Source organism: Endozoicomonas sp. ISHI1 (genome assembly GCF_024606225.1).
Taxonomy (GTDB): Bacteria; Pseudomonadota; Gammaproteobacteria; order Pseudomonadales; family Endozoicomonadaceae; genus Endozoicomonas_A.
The window spans coordinates 19,909-37,230 of the sequence record NZ_JAGRPU010000042.1; the positions used below are offsets into that span (position 1 = coordinate 19,909).

The 17,322-nt window shown below is 54.9% G+C and carries 1 protein-coding gene (only partly in view); it reads right to left on the reverse strand.

What is annotated here, in order from left to right:
• Positions 1-103: 103 nt before the first annotated feature.
• Positions 104-17,322, reverse strand: partial view of a TcdA/TcdB catalytic glycosyltransferase domain-containing protein gene (locus tag KBW69_RS19635; RefSeq protein ID WP_257281964.1) — the 3' portion only. It continues 10,837 nt past the right edge of the window; 17,219 of the gene's 28,056 nt are visible here — the last part of the coding sequence; its start codon lies beyond the right edge, outside the window — the gene reads right to left on this strand; its stop codon occupies positions 104-106.

The window sequence follows — 17,322 nt, forward strand, 5'->3', positions numbered from 1 at the left end:
TCCGAAACTGGCGAGTTGTTCGGGACTGGGCTGATTAAACCACCCTGCAGCGTTTCATTCAGTCTTACATACAATCTACCGTTCGCCGCTCGTATAAGTGCTATCAGCCAGCGCTTATCCTAGTCAAAGGTTGCGGAGTCGTCAGGTTTTGTGTCGTTTTATGGCTTGCTGACGGTACAAAAGACAAGTTCTCGCCACTGCGATTGCCCGACAGGGTACTGATTTCCTGCACCAGACGCTGGTAGTGTCGGTTCATTTCCGTATTCTTCAGTCTAGCTGTCACGTGTCGTTCAGTTTCTGCCTTGCCTGCTTCAACGTCGTTTTGCTCACCTCCGGTCAGACTGCTCAGGTAATTCAGCAGCCGTTGCCCCGTGCGAATGATCCTGTTCAGAAAGGGTAGAGTTTCATTACCTCCATCGACTCTGTCGGCCACGGCCAATTCACTCTCTGTAATGTTCTCATTCAGTGAGCGCTTGCTACGTGGCTGTGGGGTGTCCACTTTGGCATCCACTTTGGCAAGAACGTCGCTCTTACTCAACACCTTGTTATTGACGATCAGGCGCTCAATGGTCTCGCCTTCCTCGCTGAAAAAATCCAGCACCCAAAGGTGCTTCTGTCGGGACGAATCTGCCGGCGCTGTGCCATTTTTTCTGTTCTTCAGCAGGCTATCATTCGGTGCGATAGTCAGGATCAGATCCTCACCCGCTTTCTGATAGTGCAACGTCTGGCAGGGATGGGTTTCAACTTCGAGCTGGTCAGCTTTGCCAGTGGCATTTGATAAATACCATTGGCCACCGTTATGGATACCATTGTCAGCAAAGCGGTAAATGGAGCTCTTTTCATCCATTACATACTGATGTCCGGGAACCGTTTTCTGTAGCAATGAATAACCAGACCCCAGCCGTTTATCAATAAACGTCTTGTCATCCAGAGCCCCGTCGTCCAGCTCCAGGCTGTCCGGCCAATCATTGGCATAGACAAGGTGAGGGTTGCGCCAGCTGCCAATCCTCACCAGAGGGTTCGCACCGGATGCCATCATTTTTATGCCTTCAGGCGATGGGAGATGCTGGTTGATGATCAGTTGATCAACGGCCACATCATTGGTTTGGTTAACCGTCGGCTTTGGTATGTCAACGACATAACAGTTCTGCCCCCGAACTTTCCTGGGTGGCTTGAGGGCCTGCGCCGCGTAAACAGCCTGGCCATCCCGGTAGATGGTTAGAAACCCACTGTCATCTATGGTCATGGCCAGGTGTTGACGAGGAGAGGTGAAAAATTGCTTGACCCTGCTGTGAAAGACACTGGTACCATGCGTTAGCCTGATCTCCAGTCCGTCATGTCTCTTCAGGTTCAAGCTGATGGCATCGGAGCCGTCAGCCCCGGCAAAATGAATCAGTTTGACCTCGGCTGGTGCTCGACTGTCGGGGGGGAAGATCCGTCGCACCCGGGCCGCCAGGATAAAGCTGCCGCCGGTAACCGGAGGGGGCATCAGGCGCTTCAAACCTGCCGGACAGTGAGCCTGATCACTTCTGCCCGTGGCATGCTGTGTATTCGGCGAACGCCAGCTTGCTGCCTGCAAATCGATGAGGTTGACACCGCTCAGGTGAACCCGGTTAAACGAAGAGCGAGCAAAGAATATCTTTACTGTTTCATTTTTTTCTGTACTTTCCTCTGCATTCTTCAGCTCCAGGCTAACAAGGTTATTGCCGGGGCCGGGGTGTACACTGGCACCACTGCTTTTGAGGTGGAAAATATCATTTCCCGAATCCCCGAACAGCCCAACCCCCGGCTTGACAGTACCAGAAATGAAGAACACGTCATTACCTGGCCCGCCCCGCACCGGTGCCGTGACATTTTCCAGCCGGTAAGTGTTGTCCAGCCGTTTGTCACCCGCCAGCCTGGAGTAATAGTAATTCCGAAGTTTTTTGCTGGTCAGCACATTAGTTCCATTGTTGGCCGGATCAACCGTTACCAGACGCCAGAAATGCTCTGCCAGTCTGTCGATAAAGTGCCCGGTGGCCAGACTGCCATCATGACGTACACAACGGGGAACGTGCCGTAAATTGATGGTGAAAAATAACTGACCGTTATTCAGAACCTTCAGGTGGGCATAATTTCTGGTCAGCTGCCAGTCCAGTTTTTCGGGTTGTACCCCGTGCAATATCAGGCTATTCCCGTTGTCCCGGTCAATGATTCGGGTGCCATTGGCCTGCCGGTGGATAACGTAAATATCCGGGCCCAGTTTGCCGGAAAGAAGGTCAGGCCCCAGGTTCGCCACCATCCGGTCAGCTTTCCGACTGCCATAATGCCTGTTGTGCCCGGGTCCTCCTATGGTGGTGGTGATTGAGGTGCTGTTGCTGTTGCGCTTGATGCGTGTATCGTAAATATCGAACCGGTCATCACCGTCTCCGCCATCAAAGACAAGGCCAGCGAGGGCCGGAATGGTGAAAATATCGTTGCTGGCCGGGCCTTTGATAATCTCAAAGTTCTTGATAACGGACGGAAATGTGTCATAGGTGCCCTGCGATTCGGATGATCTGAGGGTAAAAGACCAACCCCCTTCGATGTGAGTATCCAAAGGGCAGGGCAGCGAGCCGTTCGGAGGACACGAGGGACTCGCCGGGACCAGATCCACAGACAGCCGGAGCCGGACAAATTCCGGGGCAAGGGTTGCCTGGCTGAAGTCGATTGTGTCTTTTCCCGGGCCACCGTCCAAGTGGATAAACGCCGGCAGCTTTAGCAGGAAAAGGTAATCATCCCCCCCTCTGCCATCAAATTTAAAGAGGGAACCTCTGGACACATAAATGTCAGCGTCATCATCACCGGAAAATAGCAGGTTGTGGTCATCTCCGGTGTCCTCCAGGATAAGGTTCCTGACCGTTAAACCTTCCTTCAGGTCAACCGTTACATCATCACTAACGGGCCATTTAAAGAGCAGCGTATTGGCGCCGCCGCCCCCGTCCAGGAAGGTGCCATTTTGCCAGGGGGCGTTAAGGATGATCCGGTCGTCTCCGTCCCCCATGCTCACCTTGTCCAGGCCGCCCCCGGTGCTGAAAATATCCGTACCATTGCTGCCAAAGAAAGTATCATCGCCCGAAGTCCCGGCAATCTGGTCGATCCCTTTGAATACCGTCTGGTGATAACGCCAGCTGTCCGTTACGTCAGTATTTCGCCATCGGGTCTGTGCGATCCCCTCCGTGACGTTGACGGTCATCCCATCCAGTTGATAGGTTGAGGCGACTTTGATACTGATACTTCTGGAGCCTTTCCGCAGGAGCCGGACATCGTAAAATACAGAAGACTTGTCGTGTATTAACTGGTTGTGTCCCTCATTGGCAGCAATAACGGTGGTATTGCCCATGCCGACAATGAACTGGTTATTCCCTCCCATATCCTTCAAAATGTCACGCCCCCCCATGCCAAGCAATACATTATCTGTGAAGGGGTTGCCTGTTAGCCGGTCATTGCCCGGGCCGCCGACAACGATGGGGATGCCAGAGTGTGAGGCTGATGACAAGTCAAGGTGAACAGCCGGTAAAACCACAGAGCTGCTGAATGCCTTGGAGGTCTTGCATAGCCTAAGAAAAGTCGTGTCCCTGTCAAAGGTATGACGTATCTCAAGCATGGTCAGGGCTTGTGCCATTGGCTGACCGGGGAACAGTTCGGCCCATTTTTTTGAGACCGGTTTTAACTCTGATACCGTATGGCGACCGTGATGTTGTCTGCGACCGTCTGCATGGGTTTTAACCAGTTTTAAAGTCAGTATGTGCCGTGGTCTTGAAGAGAGAACGAGAGGACCGTTCTCAACCGGGTGCAGATACTTCTTCATGAGAGGGGCTACGCCTTCAAAGAGCACCTGCTGTTCGCCCGGCTTCAGGGTCAGCTTGCGTAAAACACCACTGCGGGGGGTGCATGTGGAAGAGTCGAAACGAAACTCAATCTCCAGCCTGACATTGTTGCTTTCCCGGCTGCCAATCCGGTGCAGGCCGGCGCCCAGGTTTTTTCCCTCATCGGCAAGGCTCTTCAGTTCAGCTTCGTCACGCCATTTGGCCGGGGGGAATTCACCTAAGGGTTTTTCAGGATAGCGATTTAAGAATGCCAGCATCTCCCCTGTGGAAAAGGTGTAGTCCTCCACTCTCTTTTTGACCTGGCAGGGTTCCCTGTCTGAATCAAGATAAATCGAGAGAGTACTGTTCCTCAGGTGGGTCAGGGCCTCGGTCATTGGCAGGGAAGGGGGGTTGCCTGCCGCTTGCTCCCAATAAAGGATACCGGGGTTGGCTTGTACTGTTTCGAAATGACGTAAACCATCAGTGTGAAAGTCAAGGGTGACGCTCTGACGCGCTATTTCAGGGCTAAAAAACAGATTCAGGCTCTCGTCAAAAGAATTGATGGTCAAACTGGCCTTTTGAGGGTCACGGCACGATTCACCCGATTTTTCCCAACGGATGACCAGCACGGGCCATTTTCCTGTTGGCGGCTTCTGGTGTTTATGACCGTGAATGCGGTGGTTGCCAAGATCGCTGCCACGACGCAGCCAGAGGGTGTCCGAATGAGTGCCTGTGTATACCTCGTGCCTGCCCTCACCCAGTAATACCGTGTTAAAGCCACTGCGTAACCGGACAGACGTTTTTCCGCCGTTGGCGGTCACGGTGTCGTTGCCGCCCCGGACATCCAGGGTATTGGTGCCATTGGTGACCACGAAAACGGTATTACGGTGGTCTCCCAGGAGGGTGTCATTGCCCGGGGAACCCTGGATGACCTCCACCTCTGTCAGCTGCTCTGCTGGCTGTAGGCCATAGAGGTTCCGGTGGGTGAGGTCCAGTTTAAGACCTTTTTTCCTGAGACGGTAAGACACGGTGTCCGTGCCGGGGCCTCCATGGACCTCGTTCAAGCCATCACCCAACAATGCCAGGTCATCACCGGATCCCAGGTGTATCCAGTTAATCCCGGTGCCATTGCCGGCATGGACAAAATCGTTCCCGCCCAGGGTAAAGGCCTCATTTTTACCACTATTGAAATAAATGTTGTCAGGCTGAAACGTCCCGATCGCCCTCAGACCCTGCTCTGACCCCACCACCGTTTCAATGCCGGTAACGGTCCCCCCGGTTTCCAATAGCTGACACAGGGTTGTGTAAAATACACTGGACTCATTGACTTTCTCCCTTCGGCTGCGCTCCCTCAGTCCACGCTCGCTGAAATAGTACAAATCCCCGTTTGATAGCAGGTAAAGGCCTGCTGTTGATAAATACATATGGCCTTCTTGTGTGGGCCCTCCCCAGTGATAGGCGTGTTTAAAAAAAACTTCGCCCACGTCAAAGTATTCCTGATGGCCGTATTTATCAGAGACCCGTTTTACGTTCGTGTGCTTTTCGTCATAACCCGTCAGCACACGTTCGGAGATCAATCTTTTGTGAATTTCTTTACGTTGGTAGTCCGCTCTTATCTCTGACAGCGAGGCAATATAAAGTTTGTTTGGGTAAAGATCGCTCTCAGGGTAGTTGTGGCGTGGGTTGATATCAAAACCATTATCCGGTACGCCAAAGAGACTGAAAATAGCGCCTCCCGGCGTTTCCCTGCCATCCGGTGCATGGCGTTTAAGATTGTGGTATTCCAGGTATTCAGCAAAACGGCTACGCCATTGTCCGCTTCGCAGGTGAACCTCGAATAATGCGACGGAGTCGGTCTGGCGAAGGTGAAAGTACTTCATACCCGTTTCCAGAAAGCCGCCAAAGAAGTTAGTTTTAGGAATCTTGATCTCGGTTGGCATAATCAGGGTGTCATTGCCAGGTCCCCCGATAATGATCCCCCGACCTATACCCGGTTTAAACCGGTCATTGCCTGCACCACCAACCTGTTTGATACGGCCAAGGTCATCCAGGAGAAGATCATGACCGGAGCCACCGTCCTGTAGCCTGCCGTTAATGAGGGTGTCGTTGCCCGGTCCGCCATAGCCGACCCCCTCATGGGGCAGACGCAGGACATCGTTGCCTCTACCGCCATAGGCCTTCCCTGACTCGCCAATCCAGATATCGTCATCACCAGGCCCTCCATACGCTTTCCCGGTCTTTTTAATCCGGATAACATCATTGTCCCTGCCCCCGTATGCTTCACCTGTCTCAAGGATCAGCTGGTCATGGCCTGATCCGCCATGGAGCTCCCCCTCGTCAGCGACCAGGGTGTCATTGCCACCTAAACCATAAAATATCTTGAAGCCTTTCTTGCCCACCATATGGTCTGCCAATTTTGTCCCTGCCTTTGCTAGTTTCCGGTTGGTCGAGTCCAGAAAGGCAAGGCCTTTTTTGGTCCCGGACAGTGATCTTTTCCGGGATATCAACAGTTCTTCCAGGTTTTCCTCAAACTTTCTCTGGTCAAGAAACTCAGTGGCATCGGCGTGGTACTCAAACCTTGAAAATCCTTTTTCTTCAAAGGACCCGGCCATGTCGTCAATGTATTGATTGAAGCCATCGCTGGCCAGTATTGCCTCGAACTCCTGGTAGGCATTGTTGGGCGGCATACATTCTGCGATGGCGGTCTGAATCCAACCGAGTATCTCGCTGATCAGGTCTACGAGAATACCCAGCTTGGGACAGATAAAGTCCAGCGCCAAACCCAGTACATCAAGGCCAATGGAAATCGCACTCAGGGCTATCATGACCCTGTGATAACCGACCTGAGCATGGTTGCCACTCTTTCTTGCTTCTTCTGCGGACTTTTCAGATGCGGCTATCGAAACCGCGGCACTGGCAATGCTAATGGCATTGCCAAATCCCGGCACCATTGTGGTCGCGAACCTTGAGGCCCTTGAGGCTCTGGTGGTGGTCTTCATGGTCTTGAGAGTGGTGGTGCCTGTTGTAACGGCTTTGCCAATGCGTTTGCTGCCGCTCAGCAGCCAATGGGCGGTCATGGCCGCACTGTAAACTGAGCCGCCAATCGACAGACCTGCCCCGGCATAGGCCAGGTTCCTGGTTTCATCAGACAGTGCGTCTCCGTATTTCTCCAGGTTTTCGAGGGTCTGAATACCACTGACAAGGCCAGCCACGGACATCCCCGAGCCGTAAGCCCTTCTGGAGCGCACGTATTTTTTGCTATTGCTGATTTTCCCGAGCGTGTTGGTAAATTTTTGCCACTTACTCTTCGGCTTGCCTGATCTGATATCGTTCGGATCAGCACCATCCCCGCCGGTCCTGAGCTGTTCCATGAATTCCCGGTTGCCAAGCAGCTTTCCCTTTAAATAGCGGGTGTCGTCGGCACTGTAGCCCGAGTCATTGAGCAAAGTGACCACCCGGTCAATGGCTTGCTCTGGCGTCAGCCCCTGCCGTTCCCGAAGTGTCTGCCGGAAGAGGTCAAGAAGCTTTTTGCGGAACTCCGGGGTGTCCAGAGGGTCTTCAGTGGCCACCGCCGCAAAGCGTCCCTGTTCCAGTAGCAGGAAGGCGTCTGCCAGCAACCCTTTGTCTCCGGCAGCCTGCCTGACCCTGTTGAAGCGGTCACTGACCTCAATGTCATCCAGGTGCCCGCTGACCCGATCCATCAGGGCCATTATGGTCCTGGCCGATCCGGAGCCGTTGCAAAGCACGCACTCCGGGGCGGGCAGTCTTGCTGCCTGGCCGTCTGGCAAACCGGCCTTGTCCAGATTCTGCAGGGCCTTGTCGAAATCGCGGTCGCTGATATCAACGAGGCCCGCCATCCGGCCAACATCAATACCGCTCCTGAGTGCGGCAACGCTGTCAGCAACCTTCTGGCGAATCTCCCCGGCCAGAAGGCGGGCTTCGGAGGAACCCTCCCGGTTCAGTCTGTCCGCCAGCGCGATAAAACTGGTCAGCCGTTCCAGCAGGCCGGAGAGCGTCAGCTTGCCCTGTTTAACCATGAACTCGCTGACCAGCACATCCGGCGACAGGCTGTCCACATCCTTTGGCAGTCTGATCCGCCTCTGTTGCAGGGCGAGGAATGATTTTGCCTGATCTTCCGGTGTCAGTGCTTTACCCGCTTGCAGTAAGGCCAGTGCAGCCGCTGCGGTCAGCGGGCTGGCAGTGCCATTGCCCAGCACCAGTGTGCGTTGGGCAGGCATCAGGTAGGAGGCATCGGCGGTGATTGAGGGATCGGTGAACACCTGAACCGTCAGGCCGCCAAAGGTCACTGAAAATTCCCTTTTTCCGGCCAGGTTCAGTAGCCCGTTGAGCCGCTGATAAAGCTCTGGGGAAATCCTGTCAGGCAGGGAAGTCAGTGCGCTGACCTCTGCCATAAGCAATTTCCCGGCTATGGTCTCTGCCAGGTCTGCCGGGATGGCTGACTGCCGGGTATATTGCAGGAATTCCCTGGCAAAGCGCTGCCGGGTGGCCGTGTTCATCTTGTCAATAACGGCATTAATCTGACCGGTAGCGTCAATGGCCTTAAGCTCATCGAAAGCATCATAAGAGTCCGCCAGCTGTGACAGGTAAGCCTGTGTGCCCGAAGCGTTTTCACCCGGATTAAGGGGTTGCCGTAACAGCTTCTTCAGACCTTCCTGTGACTGGGATGACAGAGTCGGGAAAGGATTGCCCGGGCCCGCCGGGGTGATTTTTATATAACGGCTGTCACCGTCTGTCATGACGACACGGCGAGGACTGCTGGCGAGGGTTGCAATGGTCTCATCCTGCCCCGGTAAAGCCTGCACAGACGCTGGCTCAACGGCCGCCGACTGCTGGTTAACAGGCAACTGGAAGGGCCTTCCGACTTGCTCTCGCAGTTTTACAGCCTCATTGAACAGGGTGCGTACATCCTGATTGATATTGACCAGCAGGCCAGTATCAAAACGCTCCCATTCCAGCCCCCGGGCAACCTCAGTACAGGCCTTTTCCAATGAGTCGACCCAAGTGTTTTCCGGTTTCGAAATCCCACCTGAAAGAGCATTAAGTTTTTTGATGACACGGATGTCGCTGTCGGGCAGTATGGCCGTGACTGCATCGGTCACTCCCTGGTGTATCTGGCTGGCTGGCTGGCCGTTGCTCCCCAGGACCTGATCCATCTTCCAGTAGATAAAATGAACCAGCAGCGACTTCAGGTAATCGCTGGCAATGAGCCTCTGTGGGTAATATTTGGCAAGGTTCTCTTTTTGTTGTGACAGCAAGTTTTCAGCTGCTGCCCGGCTTAAGCCAAGCAGAGTGGAGTCAAGCAGGGATTCCAGGCCGGAACCGACTCTCGACCATGCCCGGTAATCAACATCGACCATGACAGAGGCAGGGAGCAGAGGGCTATAGGTGGCGATGGTATTATCAAATTGGCGACCCGAGGGAACGGCGGGTACCGGATTTTTCTCATTGATGACCTTATTGAAAAGAGTGCGGTCACTGACACTGATCGCCACTTCTCCTTTTGACAGGAGTTCCGATGTTGCCTTCACTTTATCGCTGTCATGGCGCCTTAAATATTGCAGCGCCCGGCGGTAATCCGCTTCAGTACCCTCAGCCAGCTGCAAGTTATGATGGCCTTTGACCAGACGCTGATAAAGGCTTGTTTTTGAAGGATGATCAGCCGTCAGGGTCAGTGCGTATTGGCGGGTCAGTCCAAGGGGGCGCTGCTCACCGTCAGGTATGGTCCCGGTGTTTATCCCAAAGCGCTGCCGCACCTGCTGGCGCAATGCTGACAGTGACCCTCCACCGCTCTCAAGGGCTTTCAACAGACTGGCGCCGAACAGGCTTGTCAGGGTTTCCCGGAAAATGAACGGCTTGATACTCTCCCCGTCCCGCGTGCCCAGCAGTAACCGGGCATGACTGTTGTCTTCCGCGCTGATTTCGACACGGCTGTCTACCAAAGGCCAGTGAGGCCTGAGGCTGACTTTCACCCTAAAGGAGCTGCCATCGGGAATGCCCGACGCTTTGATGGGGCTCACAAGCCCCTGTAGCAGGTTTGCTAAACGTGGCGTTCTCATTCCCCGGGCAATGCGTTGAATGTCTTTTTGTAACAGCTGTTCGCCAATGGTGCCCTCGCGTTGCATCCTGCGATAGTCATCCATTTGAACAACCAGCCTGATCGGCACAAGACGGTCAGGCCAGCCATCGGGAAGTTGCAGGCGAAAGACCCGCTTTTTGTCACCTTCGCTGCGGATCAGGGAGTAGCCAGAACCTTGTTTGGAAAAGGCCAGGTCATCCCGGCGACCCAACCTGATCGCCTGTTGCCCGTCCCGGGTCTGAACGGAGGCCTGGTGACGGCCCAGTCCATTATCGAGGATGACATTCGGGGTCTTCCTGCCGGGGCCCGGAGGCAGTGGCGGACGCTTTTGCAGGACATCAAGCCATTCATTGGCTCTCAGGGCATTGGTCCGCAACCCGGCCGGGTCGGCGGTTTTCAACTCCTTGAGCCGCTTATGGAAAAAATACTCCGCCAGCAGTGGCTCAGCGCCGGACAGTGATGACTGCCTGAACAACCCGAGAAGGGAGTTCTCCAGCTTGCCGACCTGGTCCGGGGACAGGGGTGACAGGGTACGCTTGATGGCATCCCGGTAATAATCCGGGCTAGCCGACGCGGGAGCCCGCTGAAGTTCAGCCTGAAAAGCCGCTGCATGCTGGCGGGTAGGCGACTCTTGTCTCAACAGCGCAAGGAAACCGGTAAGCTGATCCCCAGACAGGTTAGACAGGACACTCTTATGATTTTCAACGGCAATAAGATGCTGGTTGCCCAGCCGGGTGATCTTTTGCCGACCGCGGCTGGTCAGGGCCAGGGTTTTCCGGCTACCCGTGGAGACCGGCACATGACCGTTGGAATCCTCACCAAGGGGAAGTTGTCCCGGACGGGGCCATTCATTGCGCACAGCCCGGGCATTCGTCAGACGCTTTACGGCACCGCTCAACCGCGTCAACATCCGTTGTCGGTCTGTCGCCGTGAAGACGTCGCCCCGCTGGTCTTTCAGGGCGTTCGTCACGGCATCGCCAAGCTGCCCGGCGAGTTTGTCGATCCCGGCCAGTGCCTTCAGTTCATCATCGCTGAGCACAGAGACGACGGCATCCACCGGGTCAGCCAGCAGTCGGGTCTGAGAAGTCACCTGTCCCCGGCTGACCAGCTCATTCCAGGCCACCTGCGTTAACAGTGAGCGGAGGTTTCCCAGCCCTGAACGATGGGCACCGGGTAACGGGTCAATTAATCGGTTGCAATAATACTGTACCCGCTGGAACAGTGACCGGGTGTTCTCATCCCCCACCAGTCCACCAAAGCCGGACAGCGGGTCAGCAAGGGCTTTATAGGCAATCCGGACTTGCTGGCCGGTTTTCACGGTGGTTATCCCACCCGGGGTAGTGACTGTCTGAACCGTTGCGGGAGCGGAGGCAGTGGCCTGAACGGGCAGAAGGCCAAATGACGCCCGAAGCTGGTTTTCCAGTTGCAGCAGCGTCCGGTCACCGGTGGGCTTTTCCCCTTGCCACCATCTCATGGCAATGGCTGGTGAACTCTGGTCAGTCACGGCCAGTGCTGCCCGATATAAATCCTTCAGGACCAGGGCCAGAGCCCCCAGGTAATTACTGTTGGAGTGGCGTTGTCCGGCCAGTACCGCCGGGTCAACCTGCAGCACCACGAGCCTTTTACCACTGGCGTCCCCGCTGCCGGTGGGACGATAAGGGATCACCCGGTCAGGGACGGTCTGGCTGTCGAGCCTGACCACCAACCTCAGAGGGGCGGGGGGCTCCATACCAGACAGCAGCTTGCTGTCCAGCTCAGTCATGCTGGCGGGTTTGGCGTAACTGTCGGGGAACCACAGGACATTGATCAGCCGCTGCCCGGCAGGGCTGGCAATAAAGGCTCTCAGCTCTGACAGGAGCGTTTCAGCCTGGTTTGCCAGCGTCTGACCGTGGCGGTAGGTGGCAGAAAGAATCACGGCTATCCTGCCCTTGGTGCCTGCCAGCGTTTGTAGCTCGGCACTGTCAGCGGACAGCCGATGATTTTCCCGGTTTGCGTCGGCCAGCTGATCCTGCAGCGGTTGCGATGGGTCGAGAATGAACACCTCGTGAGATTCTGACGCTGCGTTGTTCAGTTTTACGCCATAAACCATTTGGCCATGGTCGTTTTTCTCCAGCACCGGGGTCAAGGTTTCCCCGGTGCTCTCGTAAGCCGTTAACAACCTGTCGCTTTGCAACAGCCTGATGGCGCGGTAGTTGCCATTATTTTCCGGGCTGAGCTGGAAAACCTCGCCGCTGGAACGTTTGACTGCCATGAGCGTCGTAGTGGCGTCCCTGGCCGGAATCACACGTTCAGGTTGGGAGCCGCCGGTAGCGTCGATACTGTCATGAATCGAAGCCTCGTCGCCCAGAGGGGTGGCTATGATGTCAGTGCCTGAGCGCCTGAGCACCTTGTGCAGCTTGTCGTTGTGGGTGAGGAACTCAATTGTGTAATACGTTTTGTCGGTATCGGTGTTATCGATATCGCCACTGTCAATGGTCGAAATGGGCCGTTGTGCCAGATTGTCTGCTAATAGCAGCCGGGTCGCACATCCCCCGACCCCACGCCGACAGCGCTTATTCTCTGGCGCATCCCTGTCCTTGATGACAATCTTGAACCCGCCGCTGGCAGATTGAACCAGCCGGTAGGGCGATGAACTGAACCCCGCACTCCCTGTTACCGGAGCTTGCGAGGCGGGAGAGGTTTTAAGTGTGCCTATATAGTCAACCAGTTCACGCTGGTCAGGGGCCTGACGGGTCAGAGCGTCTTCCAGCCATTCGACTTGCTGACCGGTGAGCACCCCCCTGAACAGGGCCCTGTCATCATCGGGTAACTTCCGGTCAAACTCACGCAAGGCTCTGGCAAAGGTTTCGATATCCGGATCATCCCGGTGCCCGCGAATGTAGTCAAAGACCTCAGCAAAGCTCAATGAGAGTAATTCAGACTTCCGGGTGAACAGCCAGATCATGGCCTTTTTAAAGTCTTCCTGGCTGGCGGGTAACCCAACCGGGTCAAAATGACGTTCAAGCGCATCCCGGTGGCGGCCTGCCAAATGGGTATAAAGGGTGTTGGCCCGGTTTTGCGCCCCGGTCAGGGAAACCCATTGGTAGGCAGGGTCAAAACCGACGGAATAGCCCAGCTGCCCCAATCGTCCCGCCTCCTCTGGCCAGCCAGACTTGAACAGTGCGGCATCAACCGCCTCTGTACTCTTGGCCAGACCCAGGGCATAGAGCTGCCCGACAATGGTGTCGAGGAACCTGTGGGTCAGCGAAGGGTTATCCTTCATCCCAAGCTCAATGGTGATCGCCGTATCCCCGACCAGCAACCGGGACTCCTGTAGCTGAATATGGGGATTTAACTGCCAGTGGAGAGGTCGGCCCGCACTCAGGTCAAGCGGGCGCGCCTTTTGGAATTGTTGGCGATAGTGTTCCGGTTCCAGGTCACTGAAAATTTTGATAAACAGCTCAACATCATCCCGGTAGCGGTCTGGTGCCAGCAGGTCATCCTGCATGGCTTGCCTGTAGAGTTTGCTGCTGTGGCGCGTATCCAGAAACGCCCCGGGAAACCGGTCACTGTGTGATCCTGTCAGAAAGATCTGTTGCCGATCCAGCCTCTGCGTTGCGGCCTTTTCAGTCATTGGTAGCAGTGAGCCGGCCTGAAAATGGATCTTGTTGCCCTGATCGGTTGTCAGCGTGCTCTTGTCTGCCAGCGATTCCAGACTCCTGATGCGAAAAACCGCTGGCGTCCCGGTTTGATCATCCTGACTGATCTGCCTGTTCACTTCGGCTAGCTGGATTTTGGTAAGGGCACGGGCCAGCTCACTGACATCTGCCTCCGGATACCGGGAGCGGTATTGATCCAGTGCTTCCACCACTGTGAAACGCCGCAATTCCGGTAATGAGGAAAAGCGCCTCGAAAACCACGGCCAGTCGGCGGTATCCACTCTGGACACAGCTAATTCAAGAAACGCACGGGTAACGTCTTGATCACGCCCCAGCTGGTTTGGTTTCAGCGCCAGCTTGAGAGGGCCCGTGAGGTGATCGGGCCCTGCTGGATTTTGGCGATACAGCTGCTCCATACTGCTGCTTTGAACCGGCAGAGTGACGTCCAGAAGGTAACGGCCATTGGCGTCTCTGGAGACCTCTCTGGAGACAAATCGCGTTGCGCTGTCCTCTGACATCTGCCCGGTCCAGAGTGCCCGGTATTTTCCGTCATTGGCCAGGGGCAGCGAGTAGGAGTCAGGCAGCGAAGCGGGCAATAGCCCGGCGCCGTTGGCAAGGCGGTAATCCAGAGCTGTCCCCAGCAGGTCTTTGATCCTGACACCCGCTCGCGGGTCTGGGTCGCCGTCTACCTGTTGTGCAAGATCCGTGAGTTCTGCGGTCAGATCGTCAGTGACTTGTTGCAGGCCAACACGGTTGATGTAGTGACTGAGGGTGGTCACGGCATTGTCGGAAAGGTAGGTATGGATACCGTCTGCCAGCCTTGTCCCCGGAAACAGGACTTTCCCGGGCTGGTCGTCCCCTGACAGTCGGAACAACAACAGAGTCAACATCGATCTTAACTGGGCATGGGTTGCCTCATTACCGCCTGAGGCCTGAGCGACCGCCTTCACGAACCGGTCGGCGGCGTGCAGGCTGGCCAGCAGCCGCTCCTTCCCGGGGCTGTCTCTGGTAGCTAACAGTACGGGGAGCAAGGACTTGTCCAGATCCCCAAAGGGAAATCCTATGGTGATCCAGGTGTCTGTTTTACCGGTGATGGTTGTCTGCCAGATTTTCACCTCGTCATCAACAAAAGGGGGCAGCCGGTCTTTAAAATACTGGTCAAAGTTCGAGTGAAAAGATCGGTCATTGGGGGGGTGAGGCAGCGTCGAGATAATTTTATCCAGTGCGTAAAACGTTGCTTCCAAACGATCCTTGTTGGTGTCCCGGTCACTGAGGGAAAGGGGTGGCGTTACCAGTTGCAAACCCGGGTGAAGTCCGGGGCCAAGCCATTTCAGGGTGGTTAAAGGTACATCATTAATTTTTTCCGGGCTCAGGCGCACCTGGCTGTGCGACCCGGCGGGTCTGTGGACTGTATGGGTTATTTTTTCAAAGATTAACCGGCCCAGGGCGCTGTCTTCTTTTACGGTCTTTGTGTTGGCAAGTTGCTGGTGAAAGGCCCAGACTAAATCCCGGTTGTTAACCGGGCCAGGCAATGCCGAGGCCGTTTTATCCAGTGCCTGAAAAGCGGCGTCCAGAAAAGACCGTTGCCCGTCCAGCTCATCCAGGGAAAGCGGGGCCGTTATCAGTTGCAGGCCTGACTGACTGTCTTCATTCAGCCATTTAAGGGTGATTAAAGGTGCACCATTGATGTCTGTGGGGCTTCTGGCTATCAGACTTTCCGACCTGGCAGGTTTGTCGATGATGTAGGTTTTTTCAAGGGCTATCCGGCCAGATACACTGTCTTGTTTGAGATTCCCGGTGGTGGCAAGCCGGATCAGGGGAGCGAGTCCCATTTGCTGACGAACCATGCGTTCAATGGTGTTAACGTCCGGGGAGGCAGACTGACTGCCGCCGTTCAGATCGTAGCCGGATTGAACCAGTTTGGTAAACACTGGAATCAGGCTGGACAAACTGGTTTTTGGACTGACAGCCGCATCGGGGGTAATAACCACTCTCTTGTCAGTATCTAATAGCGAAACAACGATTTGCTGCTTTCCGGCACCTGCTTTCGGTGCATCAACTATCAAGTGCTGATAGGGATGGTGGGGGGCTGAAGCCGCTTTGAATGCCTTCCGGTAATCCTGGCCCAGGGGCGTTTTCAGGAACTTCTTAATACCATCGAACAATAAAAAAAGATGATCCGCTCCGGCATGACGGAAGTAATCAGGGGTGACTCTTAACAGGATTAACTTGCCAATCCTGAGTTCCTGAGGCCCCCCGTTTAAATCACGGTTACTATAAAACCGGTCAAAATCCCCCGACTCTGCCATTGAATTCAGTTCGTTGATTAAGGGGGTACTCTTCACCTTGAGGGACGTTTTCAGAAAAGTGTACCCACCACTTCCGATAGCCTGCCGCAGAGTCAGACCCGCCTGAAAATCCGGCAGATTCCTGTGTGTCTCCACCAGTGCCGAAGTAAAAGTGTCCAGAGATACCAAGGGGTTCAGACGGTGGTAGTTCCGAACCCGTTGAAAAGCTTCCGTCAGTTCATCCTGATCATGCCGGGTGGACAACGAGTAGAGAACCTCGGCGAAATCCGCAACCGACCCGGAAGCAAACTGCCAGTTGTGATCGGTTTTGTCGATGCCATCAATAAACCGTGTGTACAGGCGGTCTTTCTGACCTGGAAAAGCAGTCAGCGCTAGTCCTGTGGTCAGGCCATAACGACCGCCCTTGGTGGATGCCGACAATCCCCAGGTCGCCCGCAAGTCCTTTTGAGCCTCACTGAGAGCCTTCACATCGGGATGGTTTAGCAGGGCTGTGCCGAACAACTTTCCAATAGCGATAGCCTTAGGGTTATCAAAAGTCGTATCTTTTATGCCCACCGTCAGAGTCGGTGGATCGCCGTCAAGACGGCTCTGGTACAAGTACTGTTCGTGTTCAAGGGTAATGGTTATTTCGTGATACAAACGACCCAGAGACATCCCGCGCCCGGAAAGTATTTCTCCCGAGCCAAGAATCGGTTTAACAAAACCTTCGCCACCGGAAAACAAATCCAGAAGTTTATAAAGTTCGGCGGGCAGGTTGTACCGTGCCAGCTTTTGCCAGGTCGCCACAGGCGGGGCATGGGGTTCAGTCGTTGTCGCAGGAGGCTGGTGATCCCAGCCGGTCACCCGTTGAAGGTTAACATCCACAGACACTATTTTTTGCAACTGCGCCAGGGTGTCCCAGGCTGAGCCTGACTGCCCACCTGTTATAGCCCTGAGACGGGCAGCCAGCAGCAACTGGCCCAGAGCGTCCTGTCCCGCTGTGCCCTGTTGTGTCTGGTGATAGCTGATGTAGGAGCGGGTGACATGCTCCAGCTTTGCCGGGTCCAGTTGACCCAGCCGACTGAGGATGGACTGCTTGACCCAGTCCTTGTAATGGGCAGTTCCGGTGTCAAGGGTGATCAGGTGTTGGTTTCTTTTAAAAAAGATTAAGTTGACGTCCGGATCTGCACCGAGTAAACCCGGATTCTGAGCGGACTTTATTATTGCAGTTGTTAAAACGTCGGGAGGGGCAAAACCCATCCTTTTGATATTAGACAAGGGCTCCCGAACCTCGACGATGCCGAGGTAACGGACTTGATTCTCTTCATTGAAATAAAGAGAGACACGTTGTCTTGACCCTGGGTTTATGATATCGCTGTAACCCAGCCTTGATACTTTGTTTTTGACTTGTGGTAATTCGAAAAAATCTGAGTCAGCAATAGCGGGGAGAGGCTTCCTTCCTTGTTCGATCC